An 18,067-nucleotide genomic window follows, 5' to 3' on the forward strand; every position below is an offset into this window, starting at 1 on the left:
AATGGATATCATCGGCGCACTTCAGATTTCCCTCGCGCAGCTGGTCGGACCGTCTGCGATCTTCTACGCCATGCTCGCCATCGGCCTGAACCTGCATTTCGGCTACGCCGGGTTGCTCAACTTCGGACAGATCGGCTTCGCGCTGCTCGGCGGCTACGGCGTCGGCATCATGACGATCACCTACCAACAGCCACTGTGGCTCGGCGTGCTGGTCGGTCTCGGTGCGGCAGGCCTTCTCGCCGTGGTTCTCGGAATCCCCACTCTTCGATTACGTGCGGACTATCTGGCGATCGTGACCATCGCTGCCTCGGAAATCCTGCGGTTGGTGTTTCGTTCCACGGCAACGGACTCGGTGACCAAGTCGACCAACGGGATCACCGGCTTCGCCGGCCCGTTCACCAGTATGAATCCATTCGAGGGGGGTAAGTCCTACAGCTTCCTCGGCGTGCGCTTCCTCGGCAACGACCTGTGGGCCATGCTCGTCGGCTGGACCATTGTGCTCCTGCTGTGCGGGGTCGTATACCTGCTGACCCACAGCCCATGGGGACGTGTTCTCAAGGCCGTCCGTGAAGACGAGGACGCGGCCCGATCCCTGGGTAAGAACGTGTTCGTCTACAAATTGCAGGCGCTGGTTCTCGGCGGCGTCATCGGCGGCATGGGCGGTGTATTCAACGCACTGCAGACCCAATCCATCAACCCGGACTTCTACTCGACAGCGCAGACGTTCTTCGCCTTCGGTGCCCTCATTCTCGGTGGTGCCGCAACGGTGTTCGGCCCTGTGCTCGGCGCCATGCTGTTCTGGTTCCTGCTGTCCATTCCCGATGCGATCCTGCGCCAATTGATCTCCGGAGACGACCCGGTGCTCAGCCTCAGCGGCGCTCAGGTCGGTGCCACGCGGTTCGTACTCCTGGGAATCCTGATCGCCGTACTGATGGTGTTCAGACCCCAGGGCATTCTCGGCAACAAGCGAGAGGTTCAACTCAATGCCTGACCCGGACAACGATGCGGCCGTGAAGGCAGCACCGAGCAAGAAGGCCAGTACGCTCGAAGCCCGCGCAGCGCAGGCATTGTCGAGCGAGCAACGTGCGACTCTGTTCGCCGGCGTTGCCGGCGAACCCGGCTCGGCGAAACCCGACGCCACCCTGGTGGTCGACGGTGTCTCGCGCACCTTCGGAGGACTCAAAGCCGTCGATGTGGCACACCTGGAAATTCAGCGCGGTTGTATCACCGGCCTGATCGGCCCCAACGGTGCCGGTAAGACAACCCTGTTCAACCTGCTCACCGGTTTCGATCGACCCGACACCGGCACATGGTCGATGGATGGTCAAGAGCTGGGGAAGATGCACCCGCACCAGGTGGCACGCAAAGGCGTGGTGCGTACGTTCCAACTGACCAAGGCTCTGTCCAAACTCACTGTGCTGGACAATGTTCGACTCGGAGCGACGAACCAGCGCGGTGAACGCATGCTCAATACGTTCATGCCGTGGATGTGGAAGGCCCAGGAGCGAGACATCACGGCGCGTGCGTACGAGCTGCTCGCTCGTTTCAAGCTCGACGCCAAGGCAGATGATCTGGCGGGGTCGCTGTCCGGCGGTCAGCGCAAGCTGCTGGAGATGGCGCGGGCGCTGATGACCGATCCGTCGGTCGTGATGCTCGACGAGCCGATGGCCGGGGTGAATCCCGCTCTGACACAGTCACTTCTCGGACACATCAAGTCGCTTCGCGACGACGGCATGACGGTCGTGTTCGTCGAGCACGACATGGACGTGATACGCGACATCAGCGACTGGGTGGTGGTGATGGCGCAGGGCAGCATCATCGCCGAGTCCACGCCGGAGGAACTGTCCAACAACGGTGCCGTCGTCGACGCCTATCTCGGCAGCCATCACGATCAAGCTCTCGAATTCGATGCCGACGGAAACCCGGTCGGTGCCACAGCCGAATTGGCGGAGACCCTGAAGAAGGCCGAAGTCGAGGAGCTCGAAGCGGGGGGCACTCTCTCGGAACCGGAGTTCACCAGTCCGGTGAATTCCGATGTCGCCGAGGGTGGCTCACACCGAGCCAAGGAGGACAACTGATGAGCGAACAGACACTGACACCCGCGGAATTCGCCGCGACACCCGCCGAGCACGCACGCCTGGCCGAGGGTGCCCTGCTACGCGCCGACGGCTTGGTCGCCGGGTACATTCCCGGCGTCAACATCCTGAGCGAATGCAACTTCTTCCTCGAAGACGGTGAGATCGTCGGCATCATCGGCCCCAACGGAGCCGGCAAGTCCACACTGCTCAAAACTCTGTTCGGGCTGGTCGCGGTCCGTGAGGGCAGCGTGAGTCTACGTGGCGACAACATCACGTCCGCCGAGGCGCACGTGCTGGTCACCAAGGGTGTCGGATATGTGCCACAGACTCAGAACGTGTTCCCGTCCTTGACGATCGAGGAAAACCTCGAGATGGGCATCTATCTGCGACCCAAGAAGTTCGGTGAGCGTTTCGAGTTCGTCAGCGAACTCTTCCCGCTGCTGTCGGAACGCCGAAAAGTCAAGGCGGGGGCGCTGTCCGGCGGCGAACGCCAGATGGTCGCCATGGGACGGGCGCTGATGATGGAGCCCTCGGTACTTCTTCTCGACGAGCCCTCGGCCGGATTGTCACCGATGTTCCAGGACGAGGTGTTCATCCGCTGCAAGAAGATCAACGCGACAGGAGTCTCGATCATCATGGTCGAGCAGAACGCTCGTCGGTGCCTGCAGATCTGCGATCGCGGATATGTGCTCGACCAGGGCCGCAACGCCTATACCGACACCGGTCCTGCACTGATGAACGACCCGAAAGTGATCGAGTTGTACCTCGGAACTCTGGCGGGAAACAAAGAGAAGAAAAAGGCCTGAGAGCCTCCACGACAGCGACAACGGCCCCGGTTCGATGTGAGATCGAACCGGGGCCGCTGTCGTTGGACTTCTCACCCGAGCAGACGGAACGTGTCAGCGCTTGGCAGAGCACTGGGCTGTCCGGCTCTTGGCAGAGCACTGGGCTTGAGTCCCCTACGAGGACCCGAGCCCAGTGGATATCGATTGTTACTGACCGACGACGATGTATCCGTCCGTGGTCAGCGTGTTGTCCGGTCCGAAGACCAGGTTGCCGTACGACCCGGTAGCGGGCTCGCCTGCATCACTGAAGTTCAGTGCGCCGGTGATGCCGTCGTAGTCGATGTCGGTGCCGGCCTTGACGAGCGGCAGGCACTCGGCGTAGCTGGTGCACTTGGTGCCGTCCTTGGTGACGCTGTTGATGTTGGCAGCGATGTCGGTACCTGCCGTCGACTTGGCCTGCTCGGCAGCGAGCGCCGAGATGACCACCGCGTCGTAGGACTCACCGGCGTAGTTGAAGTCCACCAACGCCGGATCGACAGCCTTGAGCCGGTCCTGGAACGCAGTGCCGACGTCGGTCAGCGGAGTCGTGCCACGCATGGTGTCCAGCAGACCCGGAGCCATCGCTTCACCGAGAGCGTTACCCATGTTGCCGTCGACGCCATAGACGAGCATGCCGTCGGACGGACCGATGCCGACCGCGTGCATGCGGGTGAGGATCTTCGCCGACTCCTCGAAGCCGATCACGGCCACAGCGTCGGGATTGAAGGTCTTCACGCCATCGACCTCCGCGTTGAACGACTGCGCGTTGGGGTCGTAGATGGTCGTCTGAATCTGGTCCGCCGGGATGCCTGCTTCTTCGAGGTTCTTGGCGGTGTTCGCTGCCAAGCCGGTGCCGTACGGATCGTTGAGCGCGAGGATTGCCACGCGCTGGGCACCGTCGTTGGCGATCAACTGCGACAGCGCCTGCGCTTGCAGTACGTCGGTGGGTGCGGTACGGAAGTACATCCCCTTGTCCGGGTAGCAGACGAACTGATCGGAGGTGTTGGCCGGGGAGAACTCGACGACGCCTGCGCTGGCGATCTTGTCGATGACCTTCAGCGAGACCGACGACGACGCTGCGCCGACGATGACGTCCGCGCCGCCTGCGAGCAGGCGGTCCACTGTGGTGTTCGCGGTGTCGGTCGTCGTGTCGCCCGAGTCACCCGGGATGAGGGTGACGGGCTGATCGAGGACGCCACCGGCACCGTTCACATCGTTGATGGCGAGCTGGACGCCTGCGATTTCGGGCGGGCCGAGGAAGGCAAGTGTTCCCGTCTCGGGCAGCAAGGTCCCGACCACCAGCGGCGAGGTGTCCGGTGTGGACCCCGCTGTCGCCTGTTCGGGCGTGCAGTCGGTGGATACGGTCTCGGCGGCCGACGTGTCGCCGCCCCCGGCGGAGTCGGTCGAGCTGGAGTCATCGCTCGACGAACAGCCGAACAGGGCGAGCGAGGTGACGCTCAGCACCGCAGCCGTGCGGACATAGGTCCGAATTGCCATCTAGGTTCTCCTTGAAATCGCTCTTCGATGAAGCTCACCTGAGGTACATGTGGCTCACGTGTGGATCAGACGGTAGTGCTCGAAGCCGATCCGTAAGGCCTAGAACGACGCTCGTGACCTGACTGTGACCTACCGAGGCGAAGTTTTACGTGGCCGTAGCTTTGGGCGTCGAATCAGCCCTCTGCCGCAGGCTTGTTCGCAGGAGTACCGAGTGTCTCGATCACGACCTCGGCAACGGCCTTCATCGTCGTTCGCCGGTCCATCGCCGCGCGCTGAATCCACTTGAACGCCTGCGGTTCTGTGAGCGAGTGCGAAACCATGAGAATGCCCTTGGCCTTCTCGATCAGCTTCCGTGTCTCGAGCCGATCCTGCAGATCCGCAATCTCGGATTCGAGAGCCGAGATCTCGCTGAAACGACTGGCTGCAAGCTCCACCGCGGGCATCAGATCGGCCTTGGTGAACGGCTTGACCAGATACGCCATGGCCCCGGCATCACGGGCCTTCTCCACGAGTTCTCGTTGACTGAACGCGGTCAGAATGACGACCGGCGCGATGCGCTTCTCGGCGATCTCCGACGCCGCGTCGATGCCGTCGCGGCGCGGCATCTTGACGTCCATGATGACCAGATCGGGGCGCAACTCGACAGTCAACTCCACCGCCTGCTCACCGTCCGCCGCTTCACCCACCACGTCGTAGCCCTCCTCGCGGAGCATCTCCACCAGGTCGAGCCGGATCAGGGATTCGTCCTCCGCAACCACCACGCGAAGCGGGGGCTTGCCAGTACCGTGCGCACCAGGAGCATTCATCTGTATCGGTCTCCTTTGACAGTCGTTGCCCATCAGGGCCGTCGAGCATCTGAAGGGTACCGGTGCACGGCTCCGAAAGCGCATCTTCTAAACTCGTCAATCGTTGCTTGAAAGACGCCAGCCCTCGTATCCCAATTGGCAGAGGAAACGGATTCAAAACCCGTCCAGTGTGAGTTCGAGTCTCACCGAGGGCACCACGACAACTCGGAAGGCCGGGGAGCGGTCATCGCCGCCCTCGATCGCGCCTACAGTGGGGTGATGTACATACCCAGCAGTCTCCGATGCCATGACACCAGCGCGGGCAGCTTGTGCGCGCAGAAAGTCGACCATCGCTTCGGTGACTCGGCGGACCGGTCCGCCCAGTGGGTGTACTACACCTGCAGCGCCGACACCAGCCATGAGACCGGTTACGTCGACCGCCTGGTCACCGCCTGAATCATGTTCGTCGAACGCGCCTATGTCGACGCCGAGGACATCGGGGCGGGCTGGCCCTTCACTGTGCCTGCCGTTGCCGACCTTGCTCGCAACGGACTCGAATTCCTGGCACCGGTCACGATTGTGGTCGGCGACAACGGTTCCGGTAAGTCGACCCTCGTCGAGGCGATCGCCGAGGGTTTCGGAATCGATGCCAGAGGCGGACGGGCGGCGCAGCAATCGCGTCGACCGGATGAGGTGACCAGCGCCCTCGGTGAGGTACTCGAGCTGGAGACGACGCCTCGGGGTTCGCGAATGCTACGCGGCCCACGACTGCACAAGCGCGGCTTCTTTCTCCGCGCCGAGACCGCATTCGACATGGCTGAACACCTCGGCGGCGTGCCGGGATTCTGGGACGAGAACACGGCCGAGATGAGTCACGGCGAAGGCTTTCTGGCCATGTTCGGTGCCATGTTGGCCGAGCCCGGTTTCTACGTTCTGGACGAACCCGAATCAGCGCTGTCGTTCACTGCTTGCCTGCAGTTGATTGCGTTGATGTCCGAGCTCGGCGAGGAAGGCGCACAGATCGTGTGTGCCACTCATTCCCCGATCCTGGCGTCCACACCGGGCGCGGACATCGTCGAAGTGGGCGAGCACGGACTACGCCGAAGCACCTGGGACGAGCTGGAATTGGTGCAGCATTGGCGACGCTATCTCGATGATCCGAACAGCTACCTACGCCACTTGTTCGACTGACCACAGCCCGTCGGTCAGCCTGCCGTCAGCGAGCCCTCCCGACGACGACGCACACTCCCCGGGGAGACCCCGGTTTCGCGTTTGAATGCCTTGCTGAACGCCGCCTCCGAGAGATATCCGCTACGCCGTGCCAATTCGGCCACCGAAACATCGCCCGACCGAAGGCTGTCCTGGGCGATCTGCATCCGCCACATCGACAGGTAGCGCATCACCGATTCACCGACCAGCTCGGTGAATCGAGCAGAGAAGGCCGAACGAGACATCTTCACCTCGGCAGCCAGCGCGGCAACCGTCCACTGCGCGTCGGGGTTTCGATGAATGAGGGCGAGCGCGGCCCCGATCCGAGAATCCGTGAGTGCGCCGAGCCATCCGGACCGTGCCCGCTCGTCGTCCGCCATCCACGACCGCAGAGCCTGGATCACCAGCACATCGGACAGCCTGGTGATGATCGCTTCTCCCCCGGGCTCGAGCGAGGTCGCCTCGTCGGCAACCATGGCCAGCAGCGACTGCATCCGCGACTGCCGCGGGCCCGAATCCGCCTCGATGACGACAAGCGCAGGCAACACTCCGATCAGTTGCTGCGCCGCCGGATGGTCCAGTCGCACTGCGCCGCACATGAGCGTCGCACTCGGTTCGCCGGTGCCGCTGCGGATGACCGCATATCGATCGCTGACATAGTCGTGCGGAAGGTCGTAGACGACAGGTGCACTCTCCGCAGCATCGTCATCGCTGGCGAGCACGTGCCCGCGGCCGTGCGGAACCAGCGCGAAGTCACCGGGAACGAGATCGCGAGTGGGATTGCCGGGCACCGACAACCGACAACGACCGCTGACGACGGTGTGAAACCAGAGCGCGTCCTCCATGGCCGGCAATTCCAAGCCCCACGACCCGGCCAGTTCGGATCTGCAGTAGAACGATCCGGTCATTCGCAGAAAGTGCAGCGCTTCCCCGAGACGATCGGGCGACTTCCACGGGTCGAGTCCTCGCATGTATCGATCGTCCCACAGCCTGGACGATTGGACATCTTTTCGAGCCGAAAGATCATTGTTCATCCAGCTGCGCACGTTCAGAGTGGATGGAGTCACCACAGGAGCCGAACGGAAGGAACGCCGTCATGATCACGATTCCGGGAGCGACCGATCGGGTTGGATCTCACGTCGCCGAGACACAAAACAGCGCCGAGCCCTCCTTCGACGAGTTCGCGAACTCGATCCCGGCACCGGTTCCCGTGCCATGATCGACCGAATAGCCTCGGCAACAACACTTCTCGGCGCAATTGGATCAGCGTTGATGGCGGGAGTACTGCTGGCGTTCTCGATCAGTGTGCTGCCCGGATTGAAAACCCTTCCGGTTCCGATCGCAATGGCGTCGATGCAGAGCGCCAATTCCGCGATCCTCAATCCGCTCTTTCTGATCCTCTTCATGGGCACCGCGCTGTCCTGCGTGGTGGCAGCCGTGCTGAGTCCGTTCACCGACAGCGGCCGGTGGGCATTGATCGTCGCCGGTGCCGTCTTGTACGTGGTGGGCTGCTTCGCGGTGACGGTCACGCTGAACGTGCCGCTGAACGACGCCTTGGCTGCCGCCGATTCGTCCAGTGCAGCAGCAGTGGCGACGTGGGAAGGGTTCACCACGAAGTGGGTTCTGTGGAACAACGTCCGCACCGTCGCCGCGGCGGGGGCCTGCGCCGCGCTGATCCTGGGTCAGGGCAGATCGGCGTTGGGCTGATCCGATTCCGAATCCTGGTGCCGCTTACGGATTTCTTCCTCGAACCGCGCGATGAGGTGATCGGTGTCGGCGGTCGAGACGTTCCGGGCACCTTCGTCCATCGACGCGTCACGCCCGCGGCGCAATGCAGCGAGTTCGGCTTCGAGTTCGTTGTTGTCGAGTACACGTGGATCCAACATGACCTCCATTGTGGCCCCCTCTCCGATGCCTCGCCAGGGGTTTGCTGTAATCGCGCCATGAACGTCGTGCACAGTTTCGCGCCCATCGTCGACCGGAACGCCACAACCCTGATTCTGGGCTCCATGCCCGGTGTCGCGTCGCTGGAGGCGCAGCAGTACTACGCCCATCCGCGAAGTGCGTTCTGGCCGATCATGGGAAGCCTGTTCGGTGCCGGCCTAGATCTCCCGTACGACGCGCGCACCGCGCGACTTCGAAGCCACGGGATCGCCGTCTGGGACGTGCTGAAGCTGTGCACGCGCCAGGGCAGTCTCGACTCGGCGATAGTCGAATCGTCCATCGTCACCAACGATTTCGATGGATTGTTCGCGGAGTACGCGAGTATCGACAGGGTGTTCTTCAACGGGGCCAAAGCGGCCGAGAGCTACCGCCGGTACGTGGGGAAACCGGAAACGCTTCCCCACGTGAGCTTCACCCGCCTGCCGTCGACCAGTCCTGCGCATGCCGCACTGAGCGGCGATGCGAAAATCCGCGCATGGTCGGCTGCGCTCAGGCCCGCACCCGCTTCGGGAAGTGCCGGATGAGCCCTTCCTGCACGACGGTGGCCAGCAACTGACCGTCCATCGAGAAGAATCGACCCGTGGCCAGGCCACGAGAACCGGCAGCGACCGGTGATTCGGTGGCGTAGAGAGCCCACTCGTCGAATCTGAAGGGCCGGTGGAACCAGATGGAGTGGTTGACCGTCGCCGCGACGATGCGATCGAGTCCCCATGACAGTCCGTGGGTGGTGATGATCGAATCGAGCACCGTGGTGTCCGACGCGTAGCCCATGGTCGCGGCGTGAAAGATCGGGTCGTCGGGTAGAGCCCCGTCGGCCTTCATCCACACCCGATTGTGATTGAGCTTCTCCCCGGTGCCGTGCATGATCCACGCCGGATCATTCGCGTATCGCATGTCGATCGGCTTGAGGGCGTCGACGAACATCTGCAGTCGATCCTCGTAGCCGACGAAATGATCGCCCAGGGGTGGCAGCGCGTCGGGGTACGGAACCTCGGGAACCTCGACACTGTGCTCCAGGCCTTTCCCGAAGTCCTGGAAGGCAGCAAGCATCACGAACAGCTCGTTACCGTCCTGCACTGCGGTGACCTGACGGTTGGCGAAGGCGCGGCCGTCGCGTTGACGACCGACGCGGTACTCGATCGGCTTGTGGACGTCACCACCGCGAATGAAGTGCGCGTTGATCGCGTGGACGTCGCGCGAGGTGCCGGACACGGTGCGGCCTGCCGCGATCAGGGCCTGAGCGACCAGTTGCCCCCCGAACGTTCGGCTCCCCACCTTCTCCGGGTGAACACCGACGAACACGTCCTCCTCGATCTCCTCGAGTGCGAGGAGATCGAGGAGTGTCTCGAGATCAGTCTTCACCGCTGTACTGCTCGGCGCGCTCTCGCTGCCGCCGTTTCCCCCCGCTTCGACCACTTACCGGTCCTCTTCTCCGATTCGGTGCACATGGATCAAGTTGGTCGAGCCTACTGTGCCGGGAGGCGCACCGGCCACGATCACGACCTGATCGCCCTTGTTGTATCGACCGAGCTCGAGAAGCGCCTTGTCGACCTCTTTGACCATCGCATCGGTCGATCCGACGTCGGGAACGAGGAACGTTTCGGTTCCCCAGCTCAGCGACAGCTGGCTGCGTACCTCGGAGATGGAGGTGAACGCAAGCAACGGCAGCTTGGTGTGCAAGCGAGCCAACCGTCGAACGGTGTCACCGGACTGGGTGAAGGCCACGAGTGCCTTCGCGTCCAGGCGCTCACCGATATCGCGGGCAGCGTAGGAGATCACTCCACGCTTGGTGCGCGGGACGTGCGTCAACGGCGGCACACTGTCGCCCTCGGTCTCGACTGTCTCGACGATGCGGGCCATGGTCCGCACCGTGTCCATGACGTACTTGCCGACCGAGGTCTCACCGGAGAGCATGACCGCGTCGGTGCCGTCGAGCACCGCGTTGGCGACATCGGACGCCTCGGCGCGCGTGGGACGAGAGTTCTCGATCATCGATTCGAGCATCTGAGTCGCGACGATGACGGGCTTGGCATTGGCGCGGGCGATCTGGATCGCGCGCTTCTGCACCAGCGGCACCTGTTCGAGTGGCAACTCGACGCCGAGGTCCCCGCGAGCGACCATGATCGCATCGAACGCGAGCACGATCGCTTCGAGATTGTCGACCGCTTCGGGCTTCTCCAGCTTGGCGATGACGGGAACTCGACGACCCACGCGATCCATCACGGCGTGCACGAGTTCGACATCCGCGGGCGAACGCACGAACGACAGCGCGATGAAATCGACACCGAGAGCGAGCGCGAACTCGAGATCCGCGATGTCCTTCTCACTCATAGCTGGAACGGATACGTCCATACCGGGCAGAGAAACGCCCTTGTTGTTGCTGACCGGTCCGCCTTCGGTGACACGGCACAGCACGTCGTTGCCCTCGACGCCGGTGACCACGAGGCCCACCTTGCCGTCGTCGACGAGAAGGCGATCGCCTTCCTTGGCGTCCTGGGCCAGCTCCTTGTACGTGGTCGACACCCGGTCGTGAGTGCCTTCGCAGTCCTCGACGGTGATGCGGACGAGTTCACCGCTCGCCCACGTGGTCGAGCCCTCGGCGAAGCGGCCGAGACGAATTTTCGGTCCCTGCAGGTCGGCAAGAATGCCCACCGCTTTGCCGGTGGAGTCCGAGGCGGCCCGGACCCTCTCGTAGTTGGCTTGGTGATCGGGGTGATCGCCATGGCTGAAATTCAGTCGTGCGACATCCATTCCACTCTCGACGAGTTCGCGGATGCGCTCTGTGGTTGCGGTTGCGGGTCCAAGGGTGCAGACAATCTTCGTACGTCGGCTCACGAAAGCGAGCCTAGCCGCTGGAGGCCGCGTTCTCTATCGCAGACACGTCCAGCTGAATACTACCGATCGGTAGCCTCGCTGCGATGCTGCTGAAGCCGCCTGTACCGGTTCAGAGACGGGAGTCACACCACCGCGAGAGGCAGGGCAGTCGGGTGCACCGGCGACGGCAATTCCGAGTGCCCGGTGAGAAAAGCATCGACACCGTGGGCCGCCGATCGACCTTCTGCGATCGCCCATACGACCAACGAAGCGCCGCGATGCGCATCTCCACAGACGAACACCCCGGGTGCCGTGGTCTGCCAATCGGGACCACACGAGAGCGCACCCCGCTTGGTCGGCGTCAGGCCGTACTCCTCGAGCAGCGGACCGTGCTCGACACCCTCGAATCCGATGGCGAACAACGCCAGATCACAGGGCAATTCGACCTCCTCACCGATGGGCGTGACGATCCGTCGACCGTCCGCGTCGCGCTGCACCTCGACCTCGGCGAGCACCATGGCGCGAACATGCCCGCGCTCGTCGCCGAGAAATCGCTGAACCGCAACCTGATGACGTACGACGCCGCCCTCGGCGTGCGCGGGTGACGTGCGCAGCACCAGGGGCCACGAGGGCCACGGTGAGAGACTGTCGTCTCGCGCCCCCGGTAGCGCCGGGTTGTAGTCGAGTTGGGTGACCGACGCCGCGCCTTGCCGGTGAGCGGTACCCAAGCAGTCGGCTCCGGTGTCACCGCCGCCGATGATCACCACGTGCTTGTCCGCAGCGGAGATCGTCGTGGGTCCGTCGCCTTCGCACTCCTTGTTCGACGGCACCAGGTGCTCCATCGCCAGGTGAATTCCGTCCAGGCCGCGGCCGATCACCTCGGTATTGTCGCGGGCCCGGAGAGCTCCGACGGCGAGCACCACCGCGTCGAACGATGTGCGCAGCTGTTCGACCGTGAAGTCGATACCCACCTCGCAATCGGTGACGAAATGCGTTCCCTCGGCTCGCATCTGCATCAGACGCTGGTCGAGTACCGATTTTTCGAGCTTGAATTCCGGAATGCCGTATCGGAGCAGTCCGCCGAGGCGATCATCCCGCTCGTACACGGTGACGTCATGGCCCGCGCGCGTGAGTTGTTGCGCCGCAGCCAATCCCGCCGGCCCCGATCCGACGACAGCAACCCGCTTACCGGTCGAGATCGTCGGCGGCTGTGGGACGACACTGCCCTCTTCCCATGCCAGATCTGCGATCGTCTGCTCGACCCGCTTGATCGTGACGCTGCCACCGGTGGCCGCCTCGGAGATCGAGAGCACACACGCCGATTCGCACGGTGCGGGGCACACCCGGCCGGTGAATTCCGGGAAATTGTTGGTCGCATGCAGTCGATCGCTCGCCGCATCCCAGCGACCACGGCGCACCAGATCATTCCATTCGGGAATCAGATTTCCCAGTGGGCAACCTGCAGTTCCCGAGTGACAGAACGGAATTCCGCAATCCATACACCGACGCGCCTGATCGGAGACCTCCGCTGCACGTTCGCTCGTCGGCTGGTGCGAGTACACCTCGTTCCAGTCCTTGACCCGCTCACTGATCGGACGCTTGGCAGCATCGCGTTTGACGACTTTGAGAAATCCTTGTGGATCAGCCACGTGCAGCCTCCATGATCGCAGCATCGACGTCGCGCCCTTCGGCACGCGCCATTCGAGTCGCTTCCAGCACCCGCTGGTAGTCGACGGGCATGATTTTGGTGAACAGTGCAGACCGGCGGGGCCAGTCGGCCAACAACGAGGTCGCGACAGTGGAGCCCGTCCATCGTCGATGCTTGTCGACGGTCTCGCGCAGCCACATCAGATCGTCCGGGTCGGGGACCTGCAGTTCGACCATCGCCATGTTCACGTCGGCCGGATCCAGACCGAGGACGAACGCGATGCCGCCCGACATCCCCGCCGCCATGTTGCGGCCGGTCGGTCCGAGTACGACGACCCTGCCGCCGGTCATGTACTCGAAAGCGTGGTCGCCCACCCCCTCGTTCACCGCCACCGCTCCCGAGTTCCGGACCGCGAACCGCTCCCCTGCTTTGCCCCGCAGGTACACCTCGCCCGACGTCGCTCCGTACAGAATGGTGTTGCCTGCGATCACGTTGTCCTCGGCGACGAACAGCGCATCCGGAGCGGGTCGCACGACGATCCGGCCCCCGGACAAGCCCTTGCCCACATAATCGTTCGCGTCGCCGACCAGATCCAAGGTGATGCCCGGCGGCAGGAATGCTCCCAGCGACTGTCCGGCCGATCCGGTGAAGGCGATGTGAATCGTGTCGTCCGGCAGACCACCCGCACCGTAGCGTCGAGTGACCTCGGAGCCCAGAAGTGTGCCCACGGTGCGATTGACGTTACGTACCGGAAGCTCGAGGCGAACCGGATGCGAGTCCTCCAGCGCTCCCTCGGCCAACTGGATCAGCGTCCGATCGAGCGCGAGATCGAGGCCGTGGTCCTGCTCGCGTAGGCGTCGACGCTGCGTCATCGGTGCGCCCTGTCGGTCGACGGGCATCGCGAAGATCGGAGCCAGATCGAGCCCCTTGCTCTTCCAGTGCGCAACCCCTGCCGCAGTCTCGAGCACATCGGCGTGGCCGACTGCTTCGTCGATACTGCGGAATCCGAGCTGCGCGAGGTACTTTCGCACGTCCTCGGCGATGAACTTGAAGAAGTCCTCGAGGAACTCGGGTTTGCCGGTGAACCGCTTGCGTAGTTCCGGGTTCTGCGTCGCAACGCCCACCGGGCACGTGTCGAGATGACAGACGCGCATCATGATGCAACCCGCCACGATCAGTGGAGCCGTCGAGAAGCCGAACTCTTCCGCACCGAGCAGTGCCGCCACGATGACGTCTCGACCGGTCCGCAGTCCTCCGTCGCACTGCACGGTGATGCGATCACGCAAGCCGTTGAGGACCAGCGTCTGCTGGGCGTCGGCAAGCCCGATCTCCCACGGAGCACCGGCATGTTTGAGCGAGGTCAACGGAGCCGCGCCGGTTCCACCGTCGTATCCGGAGATCAGCACGACATCGGCGTGCGCCTTACTGACACCGGTCGCCACGGTCCCGACGCCGACGGAACTGACGAGCTTGACGTGCACGCGTGCGTTCTCGTTGGCGTTCTTGAGATCGTGAATCAGCTGTGCGAGATCCTCGATGGAATAGATGTCATGGTGCGGGGGCGGCGAAATCAGCCCGACGCCCGGCGTCGAATGCCGGGTCTTCGCCACCCACGGATACACCTTGTAGCCGGGCAACTGACCGCCCTCACCGGGCTTGGCACCCTGCGCCATCTTGATCTGAATATCCGTGGCATTGACGAGATAGTCGCTGGTGACGCCGAACCGACCACTGGCGACCTGTTTGACAGCGCTCCGGCGACTCGAGTCGTAGAGGCGATCGATGTCCTCGCCGCCTTCGCCCGAGTTGGATCGCGCGCCGAGGTTGTTCATCGCAACGGCCATCGTCTCGTGGGCTTCGGCGGAGATCGATCCGTAGCTCATCGCACCGGTGTTGAACCGGGTGACGATCGACTCGACGGACTCCACCTCGTCGAGGGGCACCGGAGGCCGCACACCGTCTTTGAACTCGAACATGCCGCGCAGGGCACCTCCTTCACGGGCGAGCCGATCCACCTCGTCGGTGTACTTCTGAAATACGTCGTATCGGCCGGTCCGCGTGGCGTGCTGCAACAGGAACACCGTCTCGGGTGTGAACAGATGCAGCTCTCCCTCGCGCCGGAACTGATACTCGCCGCCGATCTCGAGCCGACGGTGCACACGGTCGGTCGGATTCTCGGGGTATGCCCGCCGATGGCGCACCTTGACCTCCTCGGCGAGCACGTCGAGACCGACGCCGCCGAGCTTGGACGCAGTTCCTTTGAAGTACTCGCGCACCACCTCGCGGTCGAGACCGACGGCTTCGAAAACCTGGGCTCCGGTGTACGAACCGACAGTCGAGATGCCCATCTTGGACATCACCTTCAGCACACCCTTGCCGAGCCCGTACAGGTAGTTGCGCACTGCGACGGTCCGCTCGACCCCGGTCAGTTCGCCCTCACCCACCAGATCCTCGATCGACTCCATCGCCAGATACGGGTTGACTGCTGCGGCACCGAATCCGATGAGCAGCGCCAGGTGATGGACCTCGCGCGCGTCCCCGGATTCGACGACGAGGGCGACCTTGGTGCGCTCCTTGGTGCGAACGAGATGATGGTGCACCGCCGAGGTGGCGAGCAGTGACGGGATCGGTGCCCGAGTGTGGTCCGAATCGCGGTCGGAGATGATCAGCGTGCGGTATCCGGCGGCGATCGCCTCCGATGCCCCGGCGCGCAGCTCCTCGATCGCCTCGGCGAGACCGTCACCGCCGCGTTCGACCTCGTACAGGCCGCGCAGTACCGTCGCCGACAGTCCGGGATGGTCCCCGTCCTCGTTGATGTGAATGATCTTGTTGAGCTCGTCGTTGTCGAGCACCGGCCACGGCAACACGATCTGCCTGCACGATGCCGCGGTGGGCTCGAGCAAATTCTGCTCCGGACCCATTACCCGCGAGAGCGAGGTCACGATCTCCTCACGGATCGAATCGAGCGGTGGATTGGTGACCTGGGCGAACAGTTCGATGAAGTAGTCGTAGAGCTGGCGTGAGCGCTGCGACATCACCGCAGAAGGTGTGTCGGTACCCATCGAACCCAGTGGTTCTCCCCCGGAAGCGGCCATCGGCGTCAGTACGACGCGAAGGTCTTCCTCGGTGTATCCGAATGCGACCTGCCTACGAACCACGGACTCGTGGTTGTACTGGACGTGTGCGCGCTCGGGCAAGCTCTTGATTTCCAGCAGGCCGGCATGCAGCCACTCCTGGTAGGGGTGTTCGGTTGCCAATTGGAGCTTGATCTCGTCATCGGGAACCAATCGGCCCGCGGCGGTATCTATCAGGAACATCTTTCCGGGCTCGAGGCGTCCCTTGGCCACGACCTCGGATTGCGGCACATCGAGTACACCGGCTTCGCTTGCGAGAATCACTCGCCCGTCGACCGTCTGCCACCACCGCCCTGGCCGAAGACCGTTGCGGTCCAGAACCGCTCCGACGTAGCTACCGTCGGTGAACGTCACACAGGCCGGCCCGTCCCATGCCTCCATCATCGAGGAGTGGAACTGGTAGAACGCTCGCACCCGCGGGTCCATCGTGCGGTGGTTCTCCCACGGTTCGGGCACCATCATCATGACCACGTGGGGCACACTGCGCCCACCCAGATGCAGTAGTTCGAGTACTTCGTCCAGGGACACCGAATCCGATGCATCGGGATTGCAGATCGGGAACAACCGCTCGAGGTCACCAGGGATCAGATCGCTCGACAGCAACGCTTCTCGGGCACGCATGCGATTGCGATTGCCTTTGACGGTATTGATCTCACCGTTGTGGGCGACGTAACGATGCGGGTGCGCCAGCGGCCACGACGGGAACGTATTCGTCGAGAATCGACTGTGAACAATGGCAATTGCACTCTTGCACAACGGATTACGCAGTTCCGGAAAGTACAGCGGCAACTGCATGGTGGTGAGCATGCCCTTGTAGACGATGGTCCGCGAGGACAGCGACGGAAAGAACAGTCCCGATCCGTCGGACTCGATCTCGGGGGTGACCCGCTCGGATCGCTTACGCAGTCCGTACACCAACCGATCGAGCGCAAGACCGGCCGGACGCGCGCCGTCGACCTCGGGAGCGGTGACGAACAGGTAGCTCATGTACGGCATGCAGCCCAGTGCCGTGACTCCGACGTCGGCTCGATCCGGATCGACCTCGACCGGAACCCAGCCGAGGACCTCCAGACCTTCTTCTGCCGCAACGGTTTCGACGCGATCCACGGCGATCGCACGCTCACGGAGCCCCTGCGGCAGAAAGCACACTCCGGCCGCGAACGTGTTGTCGCCATCGGCATCGGGGGCAGGGAGATCGAAGGGTGCAAGTGAGGCGAGGAGTTCGACCGGCAGCTGAATCAGGATGCCCGCACCGTCGCCGCTGTTGGGCTCGGCTCCGGCCGCTCCACGGTGTTCGAGATTCTCCAATGCGAGAACACCATCCGCCACGATGTCGTGGGAACGTCGACCTGCGATGTCGGCGATCATCGCAACGCCGCAGGAATCCTTCTCCGCACTCGGGTCGTACAGGCCCTGCTCTGCAGGCATCCGAGAAAACAGCACTACGCTCACCTCCACATAGGCCGGAGGGTCGCGACGGCAGTGCAGTGATCTATGTGCTGCACCGTAAGTCTCGGCAACCCCGCCGACTCCTCGACTCATCTCGACCGACGTGGTCGAACGAGCCGAACTACAAATGCCTGTCGGGTTTTGACCGGGACAACTCTGGCCCGCGAAAGAATCCGGGATCGCTCCCGGATGGCGAAATCCTAGCAGCTGACATCGCCGCAGTGGCACTCACGAATACCGGGGCACTGCATTGCGTCAGTGCTTGATTCCCTCGATGCTTCTACGCTGTCAGTCGCGAAGTGGTCGACCGTGCTGATCTCGGACGCTACCGGTGAGCATCATTATTCCGTCGATCAGGGGCCAGATACCCCCGATGCCACAGGTGAGCCACGTGACGGCTATCTGCGCCACGGCGATACCCGGTTGGTTCAGGTAGAACCGTCCGGCCCCGAATGCTCCCAGCAGGATGTTGAGCAGCCCAGCCGTCAGCTTCTGCTTGTCCGAGTACGGCTCGCCGGTCACGGGGTGCCTGCCGTACGGGGCCATCGGGTCCATGAAGCCGGGTCCGCCCGCATACTGAGGACCACCGTACTGAGAACCACCGTACTGAGGACCCGCGTACTGCGGTTCCCCGTACTGCGGACCCGGGTACTGCGGTTCCCCGTACTGCGGACCGCCGTAGGGC

16 protein-coding genes and 1 tRNA gene are annotated in these 18,067 nt (G+C 63.3%); 8 read left to right on the forward strand and 9 right to left on the reverse strand.

The annotated features are described in order from the left end of the window. Nucleotide 1 precedes the first annotated feature (1 nt). The 3 genes from J1M87_RS06585 to J1M87_RS06595 are packed head-to-tail and all read left to right on the forward strand — an operon-like array spanning nucleotide 2 to nucleotide 2,884. The gene (locus tag J1M87_RS06585) at nucleotides 2–991 is read left to right on the forward strand and encodes a branched-chain amino acid ABC transporter permease (RefSeq protein ID WP_206488691.1); all 990 of its coding nucleotides are present in this window, start codon (nucleotides 2–4) and stop codon (nucleotides 989–991) included. Then, nucleotides 984–2,078 carry an ABC transporter ATP-binding protein gene (locus J1M87_RS06590; RefSeq protein WP_241256344.1) on the forward strand — a complete coding sequence of 365 codons (1,095 nt, stop codon included), beginning with the start codon at nucleotides 984–986 and terminating at the stop codon, nucleotides 2,076–2,078. Before J1M87_RS06585 ends, J1M87_RS06590 begins: the two co-directional genes overlap by 8 nt. Further along, a complete protein-coding gene (locus J1M87_RS06595; protein ID WP_206488692.1) occupies nucleotides 2,078–2,884 on the forward strand; it encodes an ABC transporter ATP-binding protein in 807 nt (268 codons plus the stop codon). Before J1M87_RS06590 ends, J1M87_RS06595 begins: the two co-directional genes overlap by 1 nt. A gap of 186 nt (nucleotides 2,885–3,070) precedes the next feature. Here J1M87_RS06595 and J1M87_RS06600 read toward each other — a convergent pair whose 3' ends face one another. Together J1M87_RS06600 and J1M87_RS06605 are read right to left on the reverse strand one after the other, a co-directional pair. Continuing rightward, nucleotides 3,071–4,399, reverse strand: a complete 1,329-nt coding sequence (locus J1M87_RS06600; protein WP_206488693.1) for an ABC transporter substrate-binding protein — start codon at nucleotides 4,397–4,399, stop codon at nucleotides 3,071–3,073. Nucleotides 4,400–4,572: 173 nt separating this feature from the next. Beyond that, entirely contained in the window at nucleotides 4,573–5,205 is a 633-nt protein-coding gene (locus J1M87_RS06605; RefSeq protein WP_206488694.1) for an ANTAR domain-containing response regulator, read from the reverse strand. A 120-nt stretch (nucleotides 5,206–5,325) separates the two neighbouring features. On the opposite strand from J1M87_RS06605, the gene J1M87_RS06610 reads away from it, so the two are divergent. The 3 genes from J1M87_RS06610 (at nucleotide 5,326) to J1M87_RS06620 (ending at nucleotide 6,375) form a co-directional block, all read left to right on the forward strand. Further along, nucleotides 5,326–5,402, forward strand: a tRNA-Leu gene (locus J1M87_RS06610). A gap of 61 nt (nucleotides 5,403–5,463) precedes the next feature. After that, nucleotides 5,464–5,640, forward strand: coding sequence for a hypothetical protein (locus tag J1M87_RS06615; protein ID WP_206488695.1), 177 nt, complete (start codon nucleotides 5,464–5,466; stop codon nucleotides 5,638–5,640). 3 nt (nucleotides 5,641–5,643) lie between these two features. Next, entirely contained in the window at nucleotides 5,644–6,375 is a 732-nt protein-coding gene (locus J1M87_RS06620) for an AAA family ATPase (RefSeq protein ID WP_206488696.1), read from the forward strand. Between the two features lie 14 nt (nucleotides 6,376–6,389). Here the strand turns inward: J1M87_RS06620 and J1M87_RS06625 are convergent, their stop codons facing one another. Then, nucleotides 6,390–7,364 carry an AraC family transcriptional regulator gene (locus J1M87_RS06625; protein ID WP_206488697.1) on the reverse strand — a complete coding sequence of 325 codons (975 nt, stop codon included), beginning with the start codon at nucleotides 7,362–7,364 and terminating at the stop codon, nucleotides 6,390–6,392. Between the two features lie 244 nt (nucleotides 7,365–7,608). On the opposite strand from J1M87_RS06625, the gene J1M87_RS06630 reads away from it, so the two are divergent. Continuing rightward, nucleotides 7,609–8,100: a DUF1772 domain-containing protein gene (locus J1M87_RS06630; protein WP_206488698.1), complete on the forward strand. Its 492-nt coding sequence runs from the start codon at nucleotides 7,609–7,611 to the stop codon at nucleotides 8,098–8,100. On the opposite strand, the gene J1M87_RS06635 is transcribed toward J1M87_RS06630, so the two are convergent. Then, on the reverse strand, nucleotides 8,076–8,279 hold the full coding sequence (locus J1M87_RS06635) for a hypothetical protein (RefSeq protein WP_206488699.1): 204 nt from the start codon (nucleotides 8,277–8,279) through the stop codon (nucleotides 8,076–8,078). The two genes, J1M87_RS06630 and J1M87_RS06635, sit on opposite strands and share 25 nt — an antisense overlap. A gap of 57 nt (nucleotides 8,280–8,336) precedes the next feature. Here J1M87_RS06635 and J1M87_RS06640 point away from each other — a divergent pair, with 57 nt between their 5' ends. Beyond that, the gene (locus J1M87_RS06640; protein ID WP_206488700.1) at nucleotides 8,337–8,861 is read left to right on the forward strand and encodes a DNA-deoxyinosine glycosylase; all 525 of its coding nucleotides are present in this window, start codon (nucleotides 8,337–8,339) and stop codon (nucleotides 8,859–8,861) included. Here J1M87_RS06640 and J1M87_RS06645 read toward each other — a convergent pair. The 5 genes from J1M87_RS06645 to J1M87_RS06665 form a co-directional block, all read right to left on the reverse strand. After that, complete coding sequence (locus J1M87_RS06645) at nucleotides 8,827–9,753, reverse strand: acyl-CoA thioesterase II (protein ID WP_206488701.1); 927 nt, start codon at nucleotides 9,751–9,753, stop codon at nucleotides 8,827–8,829. The two genes, J1M87_RS06640 and J1M87_RS06645, sit on opposite strands and share 35 nt — an antisense overlap. Beyond that, nucleotides 9,754–11,172, reverse strand: a complete 1,419-nt coding sequence (pyk, locus tag J1M87_RS06650; RefSeq protein WP_206488702.1) for a pyruvate kinase — start codon at nucleotides 11,170–11,172, stop codon at nucleotides 9,754–9,756. A 122-nt stretch (nucleotides 11,173–11,294) separates the two neighbouring features. After that, nucleotides 11,295–12,800 (reverse strand): glutamate synthase subunit beta, encoded by a 1,506-nt coding sequence (locus tag J1M87_RS06655; protein ID WP_206488703.1) that lies wholly within the window; start codon nucleotides 12,798–12,800, stop codon nucleotides 11,295–11,297. Beyond that, the gene (gene gltB, locus J1M87_RS06660; protein ID WP_241256345.1) at nucleotides 12,793–17,361 is read right to left on the reverse strand and encodes a glutamate synthase large subunit; all 4,569 of its coding nucleotides are present in this window, start codon (nucleotides 17,359–17,361) and stop codon (nucleotides 12,793–12,795) included. The genes J1M87_RS06655 and gltB overlap by 8 nt, the downstream gene beginning before the upstream one ends. 309 nt (nucleotides 17,362–17,670) lie before the next feature. Beyond that, on the reverse strand, nucleotides 17,671–18,067 hold a 397-nt coding region (locus J1M87_RS06665; RefSeq protein WP_206488705.1), incomplete at its 5' end, for a TM2 domain-containing protein.

Origin of the sequence: Rhodococcus sp. KRD162, assembly GCF_017168335.1 — a bacterium.
Lineage (GTDB): Bacteria > Actinomycetota > Actinomycetes > Mycobacteriales > Mycobacteriaceae > Rhodococcoides.